Below are 14792 nucleotides of genomic sequence, written 5' to 3' on the forward strand. Positions count from 1 at the left end.
TCATCGACCCTTGAACATCCCTGCGTTAGCCAGACAGACGCACGGGACGGAAGGTTGTAGAAGAGTTCTCCGAGAATTAACGAATGAAGGGCTGTCCGCACAACAGCCCCACATCTGCGTGTGATAGTGAGCCGTCAGGCCCAGGCCGTCACCGGTACGAACGAACTGTCCTGCCGGAACAGATCCGTGCCGTCCGCCCGGTCCACCCGCAGTTGGTAGTCGTAGTGCCGCAGGTAGTGGCCGGGGTAGTTGTAGGACTCCCAGCGGATCGAGCCGCTCGCGGTGCCCGTGCGGGCGATGAACGTGGCGTCCTCGGCGAACGTCGACGTCCCGTCGGTGGTGTCGAACCGGGCGCGGAAGTCCCAGTGGCGCAGGTACTTGCCCGACGAGTCGCGGAAGGAGTAGCCGTTCGCGTCGGCGAGCCCGGGCACGACGGTGAACGTGGACGCCTGCTTCTCGGCGGTGGTGCTGGAGGCGCTGACCACCGGGAGGTTGAGCAGGGAGGACTGCGTCTGCCAGTAGCGGGTGCCGTAGTTGGCCGACCGGAAGGAGCGGGTGACGTTCCTCGCCAGGGCCGGGCCACCGGAGACGGTCTCCTTGACGACCGTGAAGTGGCGGGCCGTTCCGGAGACGGCGGGCAGGGCGGCCGGGGCGGACCAGGTGGCGAAGGAGTCGTAGCTGTCGCTGTGGTAGTACGTGCCGTCGCCGTAGCCGTCGAAGAAGATCCGCCAGCCGCCGTTGTCCAGCTGGACGAGGGCGGGGCCCTCGCGGTAGCTGCCCCAGCCGGCCCAGTCGCCGGTCCTGGAGATCGTGTAGGGGCCGGTGAGCGAGGGGGCCGTCGCGTACTCGATGTACTTCGTGGTCTCGTTCTTCGTGAACGCGTGGTAGGTGGAGCCGGTCCTGACGAGGAAGGTGTCGATGTGGTTCTCGCCGATGCCGGACAGGGCGACGGGCGAACTCCAAGCCGTCAGGGTGGAGTTGGTGGCCCTCAGCAGGTACGGCGTGAAGATCCACTCGTCGTCGCCGGTGGAGCAGGACACGATGACGTTCACGCTGCCGTCGCTGTCGACGAACCACTCCGGCGCCCAGGCGCGGGAGAGGCCGGCGATCGGGACCGTGTAGTCGTACAGGAACGTCCAGTTGACCCGGTCGGTGCCGCGCGCGAAGCCGATGGTCGTGCTGGTGTCCTGCCAGGTGTGGGTCGTGTAGGTGAGGTAGTAGAAGCCGTTGGAGTGCTTGAAGATGCTCGCGTCGCGGATGCGGTTGCTCGGCGGCGTGTAGGCGGAGGCACGGGCGAGGCGGAAGTCATGGGCGTCGTCCGACTGATAGACGTTCACCGTCCCGTCGTCGCTGTTCAGGAACGGCACGATCGTGTACCGGGTGGCCGAGCCGCTCGGCGGCGCGGCCGCCGACGCGGTGCCGAGCAGACCGGGGGCCTCGCCCAGGAGCAGCGCCGAGGCGGGCAGGGCGGCCATCGCGCGGAGCAGGGTGCGGCGGGACGGGGTGTGCGGACGTCTGGTCACGTGCGGCTCTCCCTACGGCTCAAGGGACGACTCCGACCCGGCGAGCGTTCGTCATCTCGAACGTGGTTCGGAAATTCGATCAGAAGGTAGGGGTGGGGTTCCGGCGCGTCAATGGTTCGCGCACGAGGAGGAGGGGGCCGGCGGAAACCTGTGGTGAACCTGGGAGCCGCACCGGGCGAAAACGTTCCGCCGTCGCGCCACCGGAGGTTACCGTTCGGTAGACAACGTCGTCCCGGAGGTGCCCGTATGACGCCCGATCGTCCCGCAGGCCTCGTCGAGTCCGCCCGTGCGCTGGCCGACGGGGAGGTGACGTCGCGGACCCTGGTCGAGGAGGCGCTCGCGCGGATCGAGGCGTCCCAGGGCTCCCTCAACGCCTTCCGGGTGGTGCGGGCCGAGGCCGCGCTCGCCGAGGCGGACGCCGCCGACCGGGAGCTGGCGGCCGGTGAGCGGCGACCGCTTCTCGGGGTGCCGATCGCGGTGAAGGACGACACGGATGTCGCGGGCGAACCCACCGCGTTCGGCTGTTCGGGCCAGTTCCCGCCCGCCGCGCAGGACGCCGAGGCGGTACGGCGGCTACGCGCGGCCGGCGCGGTGATCGTCGGCAAGACCAACACCTGTGAGCTGGGGCAATGGCCGTTCACCGAAGGGCCCGCGTTCGGCGCGACCCGTAATCCGTGGCACCGTGAGCACACGCCGGGCGGCTCGTCCGGCGGTTCGGCCGCGGCCGTCGCCGCCGGGCTCGTGCCCGCCGCGCTCGGCTCGGACGGCGCCGGTTCGGTACGGATCCCGGCGTCGTGGACCCATCTGATCGGCATCAAGCCGCAGCGCGGCCGTGTCTCCACCTGGCCGCGCGGTGAGTCCTTCAAGGGCATCACCGTCAACGGCACCCTGGCCCGCACGGTGGCCGACGCGGCCCTGCTGCTGGACGCCGCCGCCGGCAACCACGAACTCGACCCGCACCGCCCGCCGTCGATCGACGCCTCCGCGGCGGTCGGCCGTGACCCGGGCAGACTGCGCATCGCGCTCGCGCTGAAGCCGCCGTTCACCGCCCTGCCCGCCCGGCTGGACGCCCGGGTGCGCGCCCGGATCGTCGAACTCGGCGAGAAACTGAGCGCGTTGGGGCATCACGTCGAGCAGGCCGACCCGCCCTACGGCCAGATCGGGCTGACATTCCTCCCGCGCGCGACGGCCGGGATCGCCGAGTGGGCCGACGAGGTGCCCTCCCCCGCGCTGCTCGACCCGCGCACCAGGAGCGCCGCCCGCCTGGGCCGGCTCCTCGGCGGGGCCCCGCTGCGGGCGGCCCGGCGCGCGGAGGCGGCACTGCACCGCCGTATCGGCAGGTTCTACGAGTCGTACGACGTCGTCCTCGCGCCCACGACGGCCGCGCCCCCGCCCCGGATCGGCGCGATGCTCGGCCTCGGCGGTTTCGCCACCGACCGCGCGATGATCGCCGCCTGCCCCTACGCCTGGCCGTGGAACGTGCTGGGCTGGCCCGGCGTGAACGTCCCCGCCGGATTCGTGGGCGAACTGCCCGTCGGCGGCCAGTTGCTCGGCCCCGCGAACAGCGAGCCGCTGCTGATCTCGCTGGCCGCGCAACTGGAGGCGGAGCTGCGGTGGCACGAGCTGTGGCCGCCGCAGCAGGACGAGACGGCACCGAGCGCGGTCGCCTGAGCCGGACCAACTCCTCGGCCCAGGCCCTACGCTGTGACCATGGACGACGCGTCGATGGTCGGGCTCATGGGGCGGGTCACGGGGACGGTCGGACCGGGGCTCGTCGGCGAGGTGATCGTGCGCGTGCGCGGCGGCGCCGAGCACTTCCTCGCCTATCCGGCCACCGGAACCGACCGGATCGAGCGCGGCACGGTGGTGATGGTGGTGGAGTACCAGCCGCCGCGCACGGTCTACGTCCAAGCGGCGTACGACAGTTGAGCTCGCTCTCCCGCAGGTGAGAGACCTGTGTGTCAAGGTTGCGACAAGGATCCGTCAACGTCTGTACCTCCGCTCCGCGCAGGCGCACACTCCCATTCGTTCGGTGCCGAAAGGGCACCATGCAAAGGGGGCGTATGCCGATGGTTGTCGGCGTCGTGGCGGGGGTGGCGGTTGCCGCCGTTCTCGTTCTGATCGGTCTGTTCAAGATGATGTGGCGGGTCGCCGAACCCAACGAGGCTCTGGTCATCTCGGGCTCCAAGCACCGCACGGAGGGCCTGGAGGAGGGGATGGGCTTCCGGATCGTCACCGGGCGCGGCACCCTCGTGCTCCCCGGGGTGCAGGCGGTGCGCAAGCTGTCGCTCGACCTGAACGAGACCGAACTGCACGTGGACTGCGTGACCCACCAGGGCATTCCGCTGAAGGTGCGGGGCGTGGTCATCTTCAAGGTGGGCGACGACTTCGTGTCGATCGCCAACGCGGCCCGCCGGTTCCTGGACCAGCAGAAGCTGATGTCGGAGCGGGTGCACAACGTCTTCGCGGGTCATCTGCGCTCCATCGTCGGCGGGTTGACGGTCGAGGACATGATCCGCGACCGGGACAAGCTCACCGGGCAGACGCGTGCCGCGTGCGGCACGGAGATGGAGAAGCTGGGGCTCATCGTCGACTCGCTCCAGATCCATGAGATCGAGGACCCGACGGGCTACATCCAGAACCTGGCCGCCCCGCACGCGGCGGCGGTGCAGCGCGACGCGCGTATCGCGCAGGCCGAGGCGAACCGGCTGGCCACCGAGGCGGAGCAGCAGAGTTACGCGCGGATGGCGGAGGCGACCCGGGACAGCGAGATCCTGCAGGCCGGCTATCAGGCCGAGCGCGACAAGGCGGGCGCCAAGGCCCGGCAGGCGGGGCCGCTCGCCGACGCGGCCGCCCGGCAGGAGGTCGTCGTCCAGGAGACACGGGTGGCGGAGCTGGAGGCGCACCGGCGCGAACAGCAACTGCAGGCCGATGTCCGCAAGCCCGCCGACGCCAGTGCCTACGAGAAGCGGACGCTGGCCGAGGCCGAGCGCGACGCGCGGATCTCGGCGGCGCAAGCCAAGGCGAAGGAGACGGAGCTGGCGGCCGCCGCGGAGGCGACCCGGGTCAAGACGGCCGCGGGCGCCGAGGCCGAGGCGACCAAGACGCGCGGTGCGGCCACGGCGTCCGCGACCCGCGCCACCGGCGAGGCCGAGGCCGCCGCGGCGCAGGCCAGGGGGCTCGCCCACGCCGAGGCGACCAAGGCCAAGGGGCTCGCGGAGGCGGAGGCCATCAAGGCCCGTGCCGCCGCGCTCGCCGAGAACCAGGAGGCCGTCGTCGCCCAGCAACTGGCCGAGAACTGGCCGGAGATCGTCCGGGCGGGCGCGTCCGCGTTCGGCAACGTCGACAACATGGTGCTGCTCAACGGCGCCGACGGCATGGCGGACATGTTCGCCAAGGCGCTCACCATGGGCGGTACGGGGCTGGGTCTGGCTCGTCAGCTGCTCGCCTCGATGCAGCAGAACGGACAGGCGCCGAGAGAGGCCGCGCCGCTCAACGGGCTCACACCGAACCAGAAGGTCCCGGTGGACGAGAAGTGACGGTGGACAAGAAGTGACGGTGGACGGGAAGTAACCCTTCACGCACCACTCACGGGGGCAGCCCCTAAGGTGCCCCCGTGAGCACGTACACCGACGAGAACGTCCCGGGCCGCTTCGGCCCCACCGCCACGACCGAGGCCGACCCGCGCGCGGTCGGCAAGGTGCGCACCGAGTACTCCCCCGCGCACGACGGCGACCCCGACCCCGGGGAGATCGTCTGGACCTGGGTGCCCTACGAGGAGAACGACGGCCGGGGCAAGGACCGCCCCGTCCTCGTCGTCGCGCGGGAGGCCGGCGGGACCGTCCTCGCCGTGCAGCTCTCCAGCAAACGGCACGACGGGGACCGCGAGTGGGTGGCGATCGGCAGCGGGCCCTGGGACCGGTCGGGCCGCGACTCGTGGGTGGACGTGGACCGCATCCTGCGACTGCACGAGCAGGGCATGCGCCGTGAGGCGTGCGCGCTGGACCGGGGGCGGTTCAACCTGGTCAGGAAGCGGCTGCACGAGCGCTACGGCTGGACCTGAGGGCCGCCGGCACGGCTCACCCCTCGGGGAAGGCCCGTGCGAACGCCGCTCGGGCCGCGCTGTCCGGCGTGCGGTCCAGGATCCCGAACACCACGTGCTCGAAGGCCCCGGCGAACCGTCCGCCGGGCCCGAGCAGCGCGCGGAACGCCCCCGCCACCTGCGCGGGGTCGTTCCGGAACACCCCGCAGCCCCAGGCACCCAGCACCAGTCGCCGGTACCCGTGCGCGACAGCGGTCTCCAGCACCCGTTCGGCGCGGATCGCGAGTGCGCGGGGCAGCTCGGGGGCGCGCCCGGGAGCCGTGCGCCGTACGACGCCGGCGTTCGGGGCGGCGGCCGTGAGGAAGCCCGCGGTGTACGGCTCGTCCAGCAGCCGGCCGCGGTCGTCCCGGAACACCGGCACGCCGGGTGAGTGGATGACACGGTCCGTGTAGAACGGGTCGCGGTGGGCGCGGTGATGGTCGTAGAACGCCCGGACCCCGACCAGGCAGGCGTACAGCGCCGATGCGCGGCACAGGGCCTCTTCCTGGGCCTGGGCGCCGTTGAGATATCCGCCGCCCGGGTTGCGGGCCGAGGCGAAGTTCAGTACGGCCGGATCGCCCCCGAGCCGGCGGGCGGCCTCCAGGCTGCTCTCCCCGGTGACCTCGAAGAACGTCTCGCCCTCGGGGATCCGCGGCACCTCCACCGGCTCCGGTCCGTACATCCGCGTGCCGGACCTGGCCGCCTCGATCGCCGCCGCGAGGGAGACGTCCCGGCCGTCCGGGGCGCGGTAGATTCCCGCCGCCACGATCTGCTCCGTCTGTTGCGCGATGCCGCGCAGGCGCGCGCTCACGGCGTCACCGCCGGGCATGTCCTGACGCCGTGCGCCGTCCCCGTCTTCCGGCCGTTGCAGCCGTTGCGGCCGTTGCGGCCGTGTGCGATCTCCCCCGCCGTGCTCACTCCGGCATCCTGAGCGATGCTGGTCATGCGGTGCAACAGAATTCCCGGGTCCCGAAGCCGAACGAGAGAACGACCGGGAAAGCCCCTGCTAACGCCCGGAGAGCGGATATTACCGCCCCGGAACGTGCCGGTACGCACCCTTGTGCGAATCGACGCGAGGGTCTTGGGTGGGTCGAGTGTGCCGACCCGGCCCGAAGATCCGGGCCGGTGGCACTCTGGACTCTTCAGGAGGATCCCGATATGTCCGATTCGGTAAGTGACTGTACGGAGCGACCCCGCACCGCAGTCACCGAAGCAGAGGTGGAGGCCCTGGTCCGGGGCATCTGCTTCAAGACCGGCCCGCCCCGCACCCTCGGGGTCGAAGTGGAATGGCTCGTCCACGAGCTGCGCAGCCCGCAGCTCCCCGTCCCACCCGAACGACTCGAAGCGGCCTACGCCGCCCTGCGGACCGTGCCCCTGAGGTCGGCGCTCACCGTCGAACCCGGCGGCCAGCTGGAACTGAGCTCGCCGCCCGCCGCCTCGCTGATGGAGTGCATCGGTACCGTCTCCGCCGACCTCGACACCGCCCGCGCCGTACTGCGCGAGCACGATCTGGGTCTGGTCGGCATCGGCAACGACCCCTGGCACACGCCGCGGCGCTTCCTGCGCCAGCCGCGCTACGACGCCATGGAGACCTGCCTCGACCGCGCCGGCCCCGCCGGCCGGGCCATGATGTGCACCTCGGCCTCGGTACAGGTGTGCCTGGACGCCGGCTACGAGGAGCCCGGCCCGCTCGGGCACGGCCGGCGCTGGTGGCTGGCGCACCAGCTCGGCGCGGTCCTGGTCGCGGCCTTCGCGAACTCGCCGCTGGCCGGGCACGAGCCCACCGGCTGGCTCTCCACCCGGCAGCTGCTGTGGATGGAGATAGGCCCCGACCGTGCGGGGGCTCCCCCGCTGGACGGCGACCCCCGGGCCGCCTGGGCGCGGCACGTCGTGGACGCGCCGGTGATGTGCGTACGGCAGGACGGTGGCCCGTGGGACGTGCCCGAGGGCCTGTCGTTCCGGGAGTGGACCAGATCGGGGGCGCCCAGACCGCCCACGCAGGAGGATCTGGACTACCACCTCACCACGCTGTTCCCGCCGGTCAGACCGCGCGGTCATCTGGAGCTGCGCATGATCGACGCGCAGCCCGGCGAGGACGGCTGGATCGTGCCGCTCGCCGTGACGACCGCGCTCTTCGACGATCCGGAGGCCGCCGAGACCGCCTACCGGGCCGTGAAGCCGCTGGCCGAACGCGCCGTGTCGCGGCCCGCGCCGCACAACCCGCTGTGGCTCGACGCGGCCCGTTCGGGCCTCGCCGACCCCGAGTTGCGGGAAGTGGCGGTCGCCTGTTTCGCGGCGGCGCTGGAGGCCCTGCCCCGGCTGGGCGCCACGACCGAGGTCACGGACGCGGTGGCCGCGTACCGGGACCGTTATGTCGCACGGGGCCGCTGCCCCGCCGACGACCTGCTGGACGAGCTCTACGGCACGGACCGCACTCTGCTCGGGAAGGACATCCGCACATGACCGACCCCGCTTTCGACGCCGACACTCTCCGCGAGCGGGCGCTGACCACTCTGACCACCGCACGTGCCCGCACGACGCTGCTCACCTCCTGCGTGGAGGAGCCCGACCTGACCGCCCAGCACTCACCGCTGATGTCGCCGCTGGTGTGGGACCTCGCCCACATCGGCAACCAGGAGGAGATGTGGCTCCTGAGGGCGGTCGGGGGGCGCGAGGCGATGCGGCCCGAGATCGACGGCCTCTACGACGCCTTCGAGCACCCGCGCTCCGAACGTCCCTCGCTGCCGCTGCTGCCGCCGGCCGAGGCCCGGCACTACGCCTCCGAGGTGCGCGGCCGGGTGCTGGACATCCTGGAGAGCACCGCGTTCCACGGGACACGGCTGACCGAGGCGGGCTTCGCCTTCGGGATGATCGCGCAGCACGAGCAGCAGCACGACGAGACGATGCTGATCACCCATCAGCTGCGCAAGGGCCCGCAGGCTCTGACCGCCCCGGACCCGGACCCGGTGCCCCTGTTCACGGGTCCGTCCGAAGTCCTGGTACCCGGCGGCCCGTTCACCATGGGCACGTCCACCGAACCGTGGGCGCTGGACAACGAACGCCCGGCGCACCGGCGGGAGGTGCCGGCGTTCTACATGGACACCACACCGGTGACGAACGCCGCGTTCCAGGCGTTCATCGCGGACGGCGGCTACGACACCGAGCGCTGGTGGACGCCGGAGGGCTGGGCGCACATCCGGCAGCACTCGATCCACGCGCCGCTGTACTGGCACCGGGACGGCAAGCAGTGGCTCCGGCGCCGCTTCGGCGTCACCGAGGTCGTCCCGCCCGACGAGCCGGTGCTGCACGTGTGCTGGTACGAGGCCGACGCCTACGCCCGCTGGGCCGGCCGCCGGCTGCCGACCGAGGCCGAGTGGGAGAAGGCGGCCCGGCACGACCCGGCCTCCGGCCGCTCCAGGCGCTACCCGTGGGGCGACGCCGATCCCGCGCCGGAGCACGCCAACCTCGGCCAGCGCCATCTGCGGCCGGCTCCGGCCGGGAGCTACCCGGAGGGCGAATCGCCGCTCGGGATACGCCAGTTGATCGGTGACGTGTGGGAGTGGACGGCGAGCGACTTCCTGCCGTACCCGGGGTTCCAGGCGTTCCCGTACAAGGAGTACTCGGAGGTGTTCTTCGGGCCCGAGTACAAGGTGCTGCGCGGCGGCGCGTTCGCGGTGGACGCCGTCGCCTGCCGGGGCACCTTCCGCAACTGGGACTATCCGATCCGGCGCCAGATCTTCTCCGGATTCCGCACGGCCCGTTCCGCGGGGGACGTCTGATGTGCCGTCATCTGGCCTATCTGGGGCCCGAGGAGCCGCTCGGCCGGCTCCTCGTGGCGCCCCCGCACGGTCTGTTCCACCAGTCGTGGGCACCACGGCGGCAGCGGTACGGAACCGTCAACGCCGATGGTTTCGGGGTCGGTTGGTACGCCGAGGGGGACCCGGCGCCGGCCCGCTACCGCCGGGCCGGGCCCATCTGGGCCGATCCGTCCTTCGCCGACATCGCGCGGGTGGTGCGGAGCACCGCGCTGCTCGCCGCCGTGCGGGACGCGACGGTGCCGGGCGCCGACCAGGAGGCCGCGGCGGCCCCGTTCGCCACGGGCCCCTGGCTGTTCAGCCACAACGGCGCGGTGAAGGGCTGGCCCGGCTCGCTGGCACCGCTCGTGGCCGGCCTTCCCGCGGTGGATCTGCTGTCGCTGGAGGCCCGCAACGACTCCGCGTTCGTGTGGGCGCTGGTGCTCGCGCGGCTGCGCGGCGGCGACGAGGAGGGCCAGGCGCTGGCCGACACGGTCGTGGAGGTCGCCGAGGCGGCCCCCGGCTCCCGGCTCAACCTGCTGCTCACCAACGGCGAGAGCATCGCCGCGACGGCCTGGGGCGACACCCTCTGGTATCTGACCCGGCCGGGCGGCGGCACCGTCGTGGCCTCCGAGCCCTACGACGACGATCCGCACTGGCAGGAGGTCCCCGACCGGACCCTCCTCGCCGCGAGCGGCACCGATGTGCTGCTCACCCCGCTCAAGGACCCGAGCGACACCCTGGTACCGGCACCACCGAAGGAGCCCAGCACGTGAGTCCGTTCCTTCTCACCCGCACCCTGCCCGAGGACGCCACCGACGCCGCACTGCGCGCCGACGTCCTCAAGGGCCTGACGAGTACGCCCAAGACCTTGCCTCCGAAGTGGTTCTACGACGCGCAGGGCAGCGAACTCTTCGAGAAGATCACCGAGTTGCCCGAGTACTACCCCACGCGGGCCGAGCGCGAGATCCTCGTCGACCGGGCCGGCGAGATCGCCGCGGCCACCGGCGCCCGCACCCTGGTCGAGCTGGGCTCCGGCTCGTCCGAGAAGACGCGGTTCCTCCTCGACGCGCTGAGCGGGCTGCACACGTACGTGCCCGTGGACGTCAGCGAGAGCGCGCTCACCCAGGCGGGACAGGCGCTGGTGGAGGAGCGGCCGGGGCTGGACGTGCATGCCCTGATCGCGGACTTCACCGCCGGGCTGGTCCTGCCGGACACACCGGGGCCCCGGCTGGTGGCGTTCCTCGGCGGCACGATCGGCAATCTGCTGCCGGCCGAGCGCGCCGCGTTCCTCGCCGCCGTGCGGGCCCTGCTCTCCCCCGGTGACGCGCTGCTGCTCGGCACGGACCTGGTCAAGGACGAACGCGTCCTCGTCGCGGCGTACGACGACGCCGCCGGGGTGACGGCCGCGTTCAACAAGAACGTCCTGACGGTGATCGACCGCGAGTTGGGCGCCGACTTCGATCCCGGCGCCTTCGAGCACGTGGCCGTCTGGGACGCGGACCACGAGTGGATCGAGATGCGGCTGCGCTCCCGTACGGCGCAGACCGTGAAGGTGCCGGCGCTGGACCTCGCCGTGCACTTCGCCGCCGGTGAGGAGATGCGCACCGAGGTGTCGGCGAAGTTCCGCAGGGACGGTGTCCGTGCGGAGTTGTCGGCGGCCGGACTGGAGCTGGCGCACTGGTGGACGGACGGTCAGGGCCGGTTCGCGCTGTCACTGAGCGTGGCACGGTGACCGACGGCTCGCGCGTTGCCCCGCCTTGGGGCACCGTGGAGTGACGCGTGTGAGAGGAGCACCCACATGTCGAACCACACCTACCGGGTCACCGATATCGTCGGCACCTCGCCGGAGGGCGTGGACCAGGCCATCCGCAACGGTATCGAGCGAGCCTCGCAGACCCTGCGCAATCTGGACTGGTTCGAGGTGACCGAGGTGCGCGGCCAGCTCGAAGAGGGGCAGATCGCGCACTGGCAGGTGACCATGAAGGTCGGCTTCCGTCTGGACGAAGCCGGGTAGCACGCCGGGTACCGCCCCCGGACCCAGGTCCTCAGGTCCGCCCCTCCCGCTCCTGCGCCGCCTTCAGCGCTGCGGAGGGGGCGGTCCAGCGGGCCCGTACGACGGTGAACCCGGCCCGTTCGGCGTCCTCGCACACGAGCTCGTCGTCGTCCACCAGCACCCGGATCTCACGGGTGCGGGCGAGGTCGCGCAGGACCGTGAGCTTGGTGCGCCGGGCGGGCCTGCGGTCGTCGTTGCGCCGCATGTACAGCCGCCCCTCCGGCAGCCCGTGCGCCGCGAGCCAGTCGAGCGTGTCGCGCCGGCAGCGCTCGGGGCGTCCCGTCAGGTAGACGACCTCGCACTCCCCGGCGCTCTCCCGCGCCATGGCGACCCCCTCCTCGAGGGGCGGGTCCTGCGGGGCGGCCGCGAAGAAGGCGTCCCAGTCGCGCGGCTTGCGCTCCAGGAACCGCTGCCGGTGCGCGGTGTCGGCGAGGGTGTTGTCCAGGTCGAACACGGCGAGCGGGGGCTTGTTGCTGTCGGTCACACCGCTCACCCTACGAGACGGCCCCGACCGGCCCCGTCGGGTCGACTCCCGGGGCAGCCCCCTCGGTCCTCGCGCCGCACATGTGGCGAGCCGAAGCGCGGGCGGTCCCTGACAAGGGTCGGGGACCGCGGCGGCGTGGGCGGCGCCCCCGTCGCTCTCGCTCTCCTCGCGTGCCGTACCTCAGCCGCCCAGCGCGGTCAGTACGACCGACCTGGCCCCCTCCTGGACCCGGCTCAGGTGGTCCGGGCCGAGGAAGGACTCCGCGTAGATCTTGTAGACGTCCTCGGTGCCCGAAGGGCGGGCCGCGAACCAGGCGTTGTCGGTGGCGACCTTGATGCCGCCGAGGGCGGCGCCGTTGCCGGGGGCCTCGGTGAGGACCTTGGTGACGGGTTCTCCGGCGAGGGTGTCGGCGGTGACCTGGCGCGGGGACAGCTTGGCGAGCAGCGCCTTCTCCTCGCGGGAGGCCGGCGCGTCGACGCGGGCGTAGGCGGGGGCGCCGAAGCGGTCGGTGAGCGCGGCGTAGTGCTGCGACGGGGTCCTGCCGGTGACCGCCGTGATCTCGGAGGCGAGCAGCGCCAGGATGATGCCGTCCTTGTCGGTGGTCCACACCGAGCCGTCGCGGCGCAGGAAGGACGCGCCGGCCGACTCCTCGCCGCCGAAGCCGAGAGTGCCGTCGGAGAGGCCGTCCACGAACCACTTGAAGCCGACGGGGACTTCGACGAGCGTGCGGCCGACGTCCGCCGCGACCCGGTCGATCATGCTGGACGACACCAGGGTCTTGCCGATCCCGGCGCCCGCGGGCCACCGCTCCCGGTGCGAGAAGAGGTAGGAAATCGCCACGGCCAGGTAGTGGTTGGGGTTCATCAGGCCCGCGTCCGGGGTGACGATGCCGTGCCGGTCGGCGTCGGCGTCGTTGCCGGTGGCGATGTCGAACCGGTCACGCTGTTCGATGAGCGAGGCCATGGCGTACGGCGAGGAGCAGTCCATGCGGATCTTGCCGTCCCAGTCCAGCGTCATGAAGCGCCAGGTGGGGTCGGTGAGCGGGTTCACGACGGTGAGGTCGAGCCGGTGCTGTTCGGCGATGCGGCCCCAGTACGCGACCGAGGCGCCGCCGAGCGGGTCGGCGCCGATGCGTACGCCGGCGGACCGGATCGCCTCCAGGTCCAGCACGTTCGGCAGGTCTGCCACGTACTGCCCGAGGAAGTCGTGGCGGCCGGTGCCGGGGGCGGCCAGGGCCCGGGTCCAGGGGATGCGCCGTACGTCCTTCATGCCGCCGGTGATGATCTCGTTGGCGCGGTCCTGGATCCAGGAGGTCGCCGCGGAGCCGGCGGGGCCGCCGCTGGGCGGGTTGTACTTGAACCCGCCGTCGGCGGGCGGGTTGTGCGAGGGGGTGACCACCACGCCGTCGGCGAGGCCGGTGGTGCGGCCGCGGTTGGCGGTGAGGATGGCGTGGGAGACGGCCGGGGTGGGCGTGTAGCCGTCGGCCTGGTCGATGAGGACGGTCACGTCGTTGGCGGCGAAGACCTCCAGTGCCGTGACCCGGGCCGGTTCGGACAGGGCGTGGGTGTCGGCGCCGAGGAAGAGGGGGCCGTCGGTGCCCTGGGCGGTGCGGTACTCGCAGATGGCCTGGCTGGTGGCGGCGATGTGGTCCTCGTTGAACGCCGTGGCGAGGGCTGATCCGCGGTGCCCCGAGGTGCCGAACGCCACGCGCTGCCCTGGCTCGGCCGGGTCGGGGTGCAGCGCGTAGTACGCCGTGACCAGACGGGCCACGTCGATGAGGTCCTCGGGCCGGGCGACCTGCCCCGCTCGCTCGTCCTGCATGTCCGGGCTCCTCCGCAAGGTCGACCGTTGGGTACGGCCCTCATTCTCCCCTGCCCCGACCGTCCGGGCGCGCACCGGGCGCCCGTTGTGGCACGCGTCGTACGGATGCGAGGATGCCGGTCGGCGAGCGAAGGGACACCGACGTGGGGCACGAGGACCAACGGCCGCCCGCGGCCGTGCTGTTCGACGCACTGGGCCCGGACTACGAGAAGGCGTTCGCCCATGCCCCCGCGCACCTGGCCGCGCTGGAGTGGCTGCTCGAGCGGCTGCCGCCGGCCGCGCGGACGCTGGACGTGGGCAGCGGCACCGGACGGCCCACCGCGGCCGCGCTCGTCGGGGCCGGGCACTCGGTGCTGGGTGTCGACGTCTCCCCCGTCATGACCGAACTCGCCGCCCGCCAGGTCCCCGGGGCCGAGTTCCGCCGCGCCGACATCCGCGAGCTCCCCCTCGACGCGGAGTCGTTCGACGGCGTCTGTGTGTTCTTCTCCCTGCTCCAGATGACCCGCGCCGAGCAGTCGGCCCTGATCGGGCGACTTAGCCGGGCCCTGAAGCCGGGCGGCCACCTGGTACTGGCCACGGTGCCCGCCGACGTGGAGAACGTCGAGGTCTCCTTCATGGGCCACCGAGCCCTCGCGACGAGCTTCCCCGAGGACGACCTCACCGCCCTGCTGCGGACGACGGGCCTGACGGTACTGGCCCACCGGAGCACCACGTTCACCCCGGCCCATCCGGGCGCGGGCCCCGAGCCGCACGTGTTCCTGTACTGCCGCCGGGACGTGCACCCGCACTCCGACGCCCACGTGTAAGCGAAACCCACGGTACGGACCAATTGCCGGATGCCGCACCGGACAGCTCTTTTGCGCAGGCATCGGAAGACAGCGAAACATTTCGGGACCGGCGTTAATGCGCCACCGGGGACCGGTAATTCACCACGACGGTTGATTGTTGAATGAGGCCGCTGACATACTCCGGCTTCCGGCTTTTCGCCGCCCCACCCGTCACCGCTCCCCCTCCCCCGTCAAGCGTCCCCCAC

Annotated in this window: 15 protein-coding genes; 10 read left to right on the top strand and 5 right to left on the bottom strand. The window is 72.1% G+C overall.

The features are described from left to right. Nucleotides 1-134 precede the first annotated feature (134 nt). Nucleotides 135-1523 carry a glycoside hydrolase family 43 protein gene (locus tag ACGFW6_RS05060; RefSeq protein ID WP_393504739.1) on the bottom strand — a complete coding sequence of 463 codons (1389 nt, stop codon included), beginning with the start codon at nt 1521-1523 and terminating at the stop codon, nt 135-137. Between the two features lie 246 nt (nt 1524-1769). Between ACGFW6_RS05060 and ACGFW6_RS05065 the strand changes: the two genes are divergently transcribed. From ACGFW6_RS05065 to ACGFW6_RS05080, 4 genes are all read left to right on the top strand, one after another. After that, the gene (locus ACGFW6_RS05065) at nt 1770-3194 is read left to right on the top strand and encodes an amidase (RefSeq protein WP_393504741.1); all 1425 of its coding nucleotides are present in this window, start codon (nt 1770-1772) and stop codon (nt 3192-3194) included. Nucleotides 3195-3233: 39 nt separating this feature from the next. Next, nucleotides 3234-3452 carry a hypothetical protein gene (locus ACGFW6_RS05070; protein ID WP_228049104.1) on the top strand — a complete coding sequence of 73 codons (219 nt, stop codon included), beginning with the start codon at nt 3234-3236 and terminating at the stop codon, nt 3450-3452. Between the two features lie 134 nt (nt 3453-3586). Next, nucleotides 3587-5062 (top strand): flotillin family protein, encoded by a 1476-nt coding sequence (locus tag ACGFW6_RS05075; RefSeq protein ID WP_393504743.1) that lies wholly within the window; start codon nt 3587-3589, stop codon nt 5060-5062. 77 nt (nt 5063-5139) lie between these two features. Next, complete coding sequence (locus ACGFW6_RS05080; RefSeq protein ID WP_393504745.1) at nt 5140-5586, top strand: type II toxin-antitoxin system PemK/MazF family toxin; 447 nt, start codon at nt 5140-5142, stop codon at nt 5584-5586. A gap of 16 nt (nt 5587-5602) precedes the next feature. Here ACGFW6_RS05080 and ACGFW6_RS05085 read toward each other — a convergent pair whose 3' ends face one another. Together ACGFW6_RS05085 and ACGFW6_RS05090 are read right to left on the bottom strand one after the other, a co-directional pair. After that, nucleotides 5603-6415, bottom strand: coding sequence for a TIGR02452 family protein (locus tag ACGFW6_RS05085; RefSeq protein ID WP_393504747.1), 813 nt, complete (start codon nt 6413-6415; stop codon nt 5603-5605). Next, a complete protein-coding gene (locus ACGFW6_RS05090; RefSeq protein WP_393504749.1) occupies nt 6412-6549 on the bottom strand; it encodes a hypothetical protein in 138 nt (45 codons plus the stop codon). Before ACGFW6_RS05090 ends, ACGFW6_RS05085 begins: the two co-directional genes overlap by 4 nt. A gap of 213 nt (nt 6550-6762) precedes the next feature. On the opposite strand from ACGFW6_RS05090, the gene egtA reads away from it, so the two are divergent. From egtA to ACGFW6_RS05115, 5 genes are all read left to right on the top strand, one after another. Next, nucleotides 6763-8067, top strand: a complete 1305-nt coding sequence (egtA, locus tag ACGFW6_RS05095; protein ID WP_393504751.1) for an ergothioneine biosynthesis glutamate--cysteine ligase EgtA — start codon at nt 6763-6765, stop codon at nt 8065-8067. Beyond that, nucleotides 8064-9383: an ergothioneine biosynthesis protein EgtB gene (gene egtB / locus ACGFW6_RS05100; RefSeq protein ID WP_393504753.1), complete on the top strand. Its 1320-nt coding sequence runs from the start codon at nt 8064-8066 to the stop codon at nt 9381-9383. Before egtA ends, egtB begins: the two co-directional genes overlap by 4 nt. After that, entirely contained in the window at nt 9383-10174 is a 792-nt protein-coding gene (egtC, locus tag ACGFW6_RS05105) for an ergothioneine biosynthesis protein EgtC (RefSeq protein ID WP_393504755.1), read from the top strand. Before egtB ends, egtC begins: the two co-directional genes overlap by 1 nt. Then, the gene (gene egtD, locus ACGFW6_RS05110) at nt 10171-11133 is read left to right on the top strand and encodes an L-histidine N(alpha)-methyltransferase (protein ID WP_393504757.1); all 963 of its coding nucleotides are present in this window, start codon (nt 10171-10173) and stop codon (nt 11131-11133) included. Before egtC ends, egtD begins: the two co-directional genes overlap by 4 nt. A 66-nt stretch (nt 11134-11199) precedes the next feature. After that, nucleotides 11200-11415, top strand: a complete 216-nt coding sequence (locus ACGFW6_RS05115) for a dodecin (protein WP_380845274.1) — start codon at nt 11200-11202, stop codon at nt 11413-11415. Nucleotides 11416-11446: 31 nt separating this feature from the next. Here ACGFW6_RS05115 and ACGFW6_RS05120 read toward each other — a convergent pair whose 3' ends face one another. Both ACGFW6_RS05120 and pgm read right to left on the bottom strand, forming a co-directional pair. Beyond that, a complete protein-coding gene (locus ACGFW6_RS05120; RefSeq protein WP_393504759.1) occupies nt 11447-11938 on the bottom strand; it encodes a hypothetical protein in 492 nt (163 codons plus the stop codon). A 180-nt stretch (nt 11939-12118) separates the two neighbouring features. After that, complete coding sequence (gene pgm, locus ACGFW6_RS05125) at nt 12119-13759, bottom strand: phosphoglucomutase (alpha-D-glucose-1,6-bisphosphate-dependent) (protein ID WP_393504761.1); 1641 nt, start codon at nt 13757-13759, stop codon at nt 12119-12121. 113 nt (nt 13760-13872) lie between these two features. On the opposite strand from pgm, the gene ACGFW6_RS05130 reads away from it, so the two are divergent. Further along, the gene (locus ACGFW6_RS05130; protein WP_393504763.1) at nt 13873-14565 is read left to right on the top strand and encodes a class I SAM-dependent methyltransferase; all 693 of its coding nucleotides are present in this window, start codon (nt 13873-13875) and stop codon (nt 14563-14565) included. Nucleotides 14566-14792: the final 227 nt, after the last annotated feature.

The sequence above is a fragment of the Streptomyces sp. Y7 genome, from assembly GCF_043195415.1.
Classification (GTDB): Bacteria; Actinomycetota; Actinomycetes; order Streptomycetales; family Streptomycetaceae; genus Streptomyces.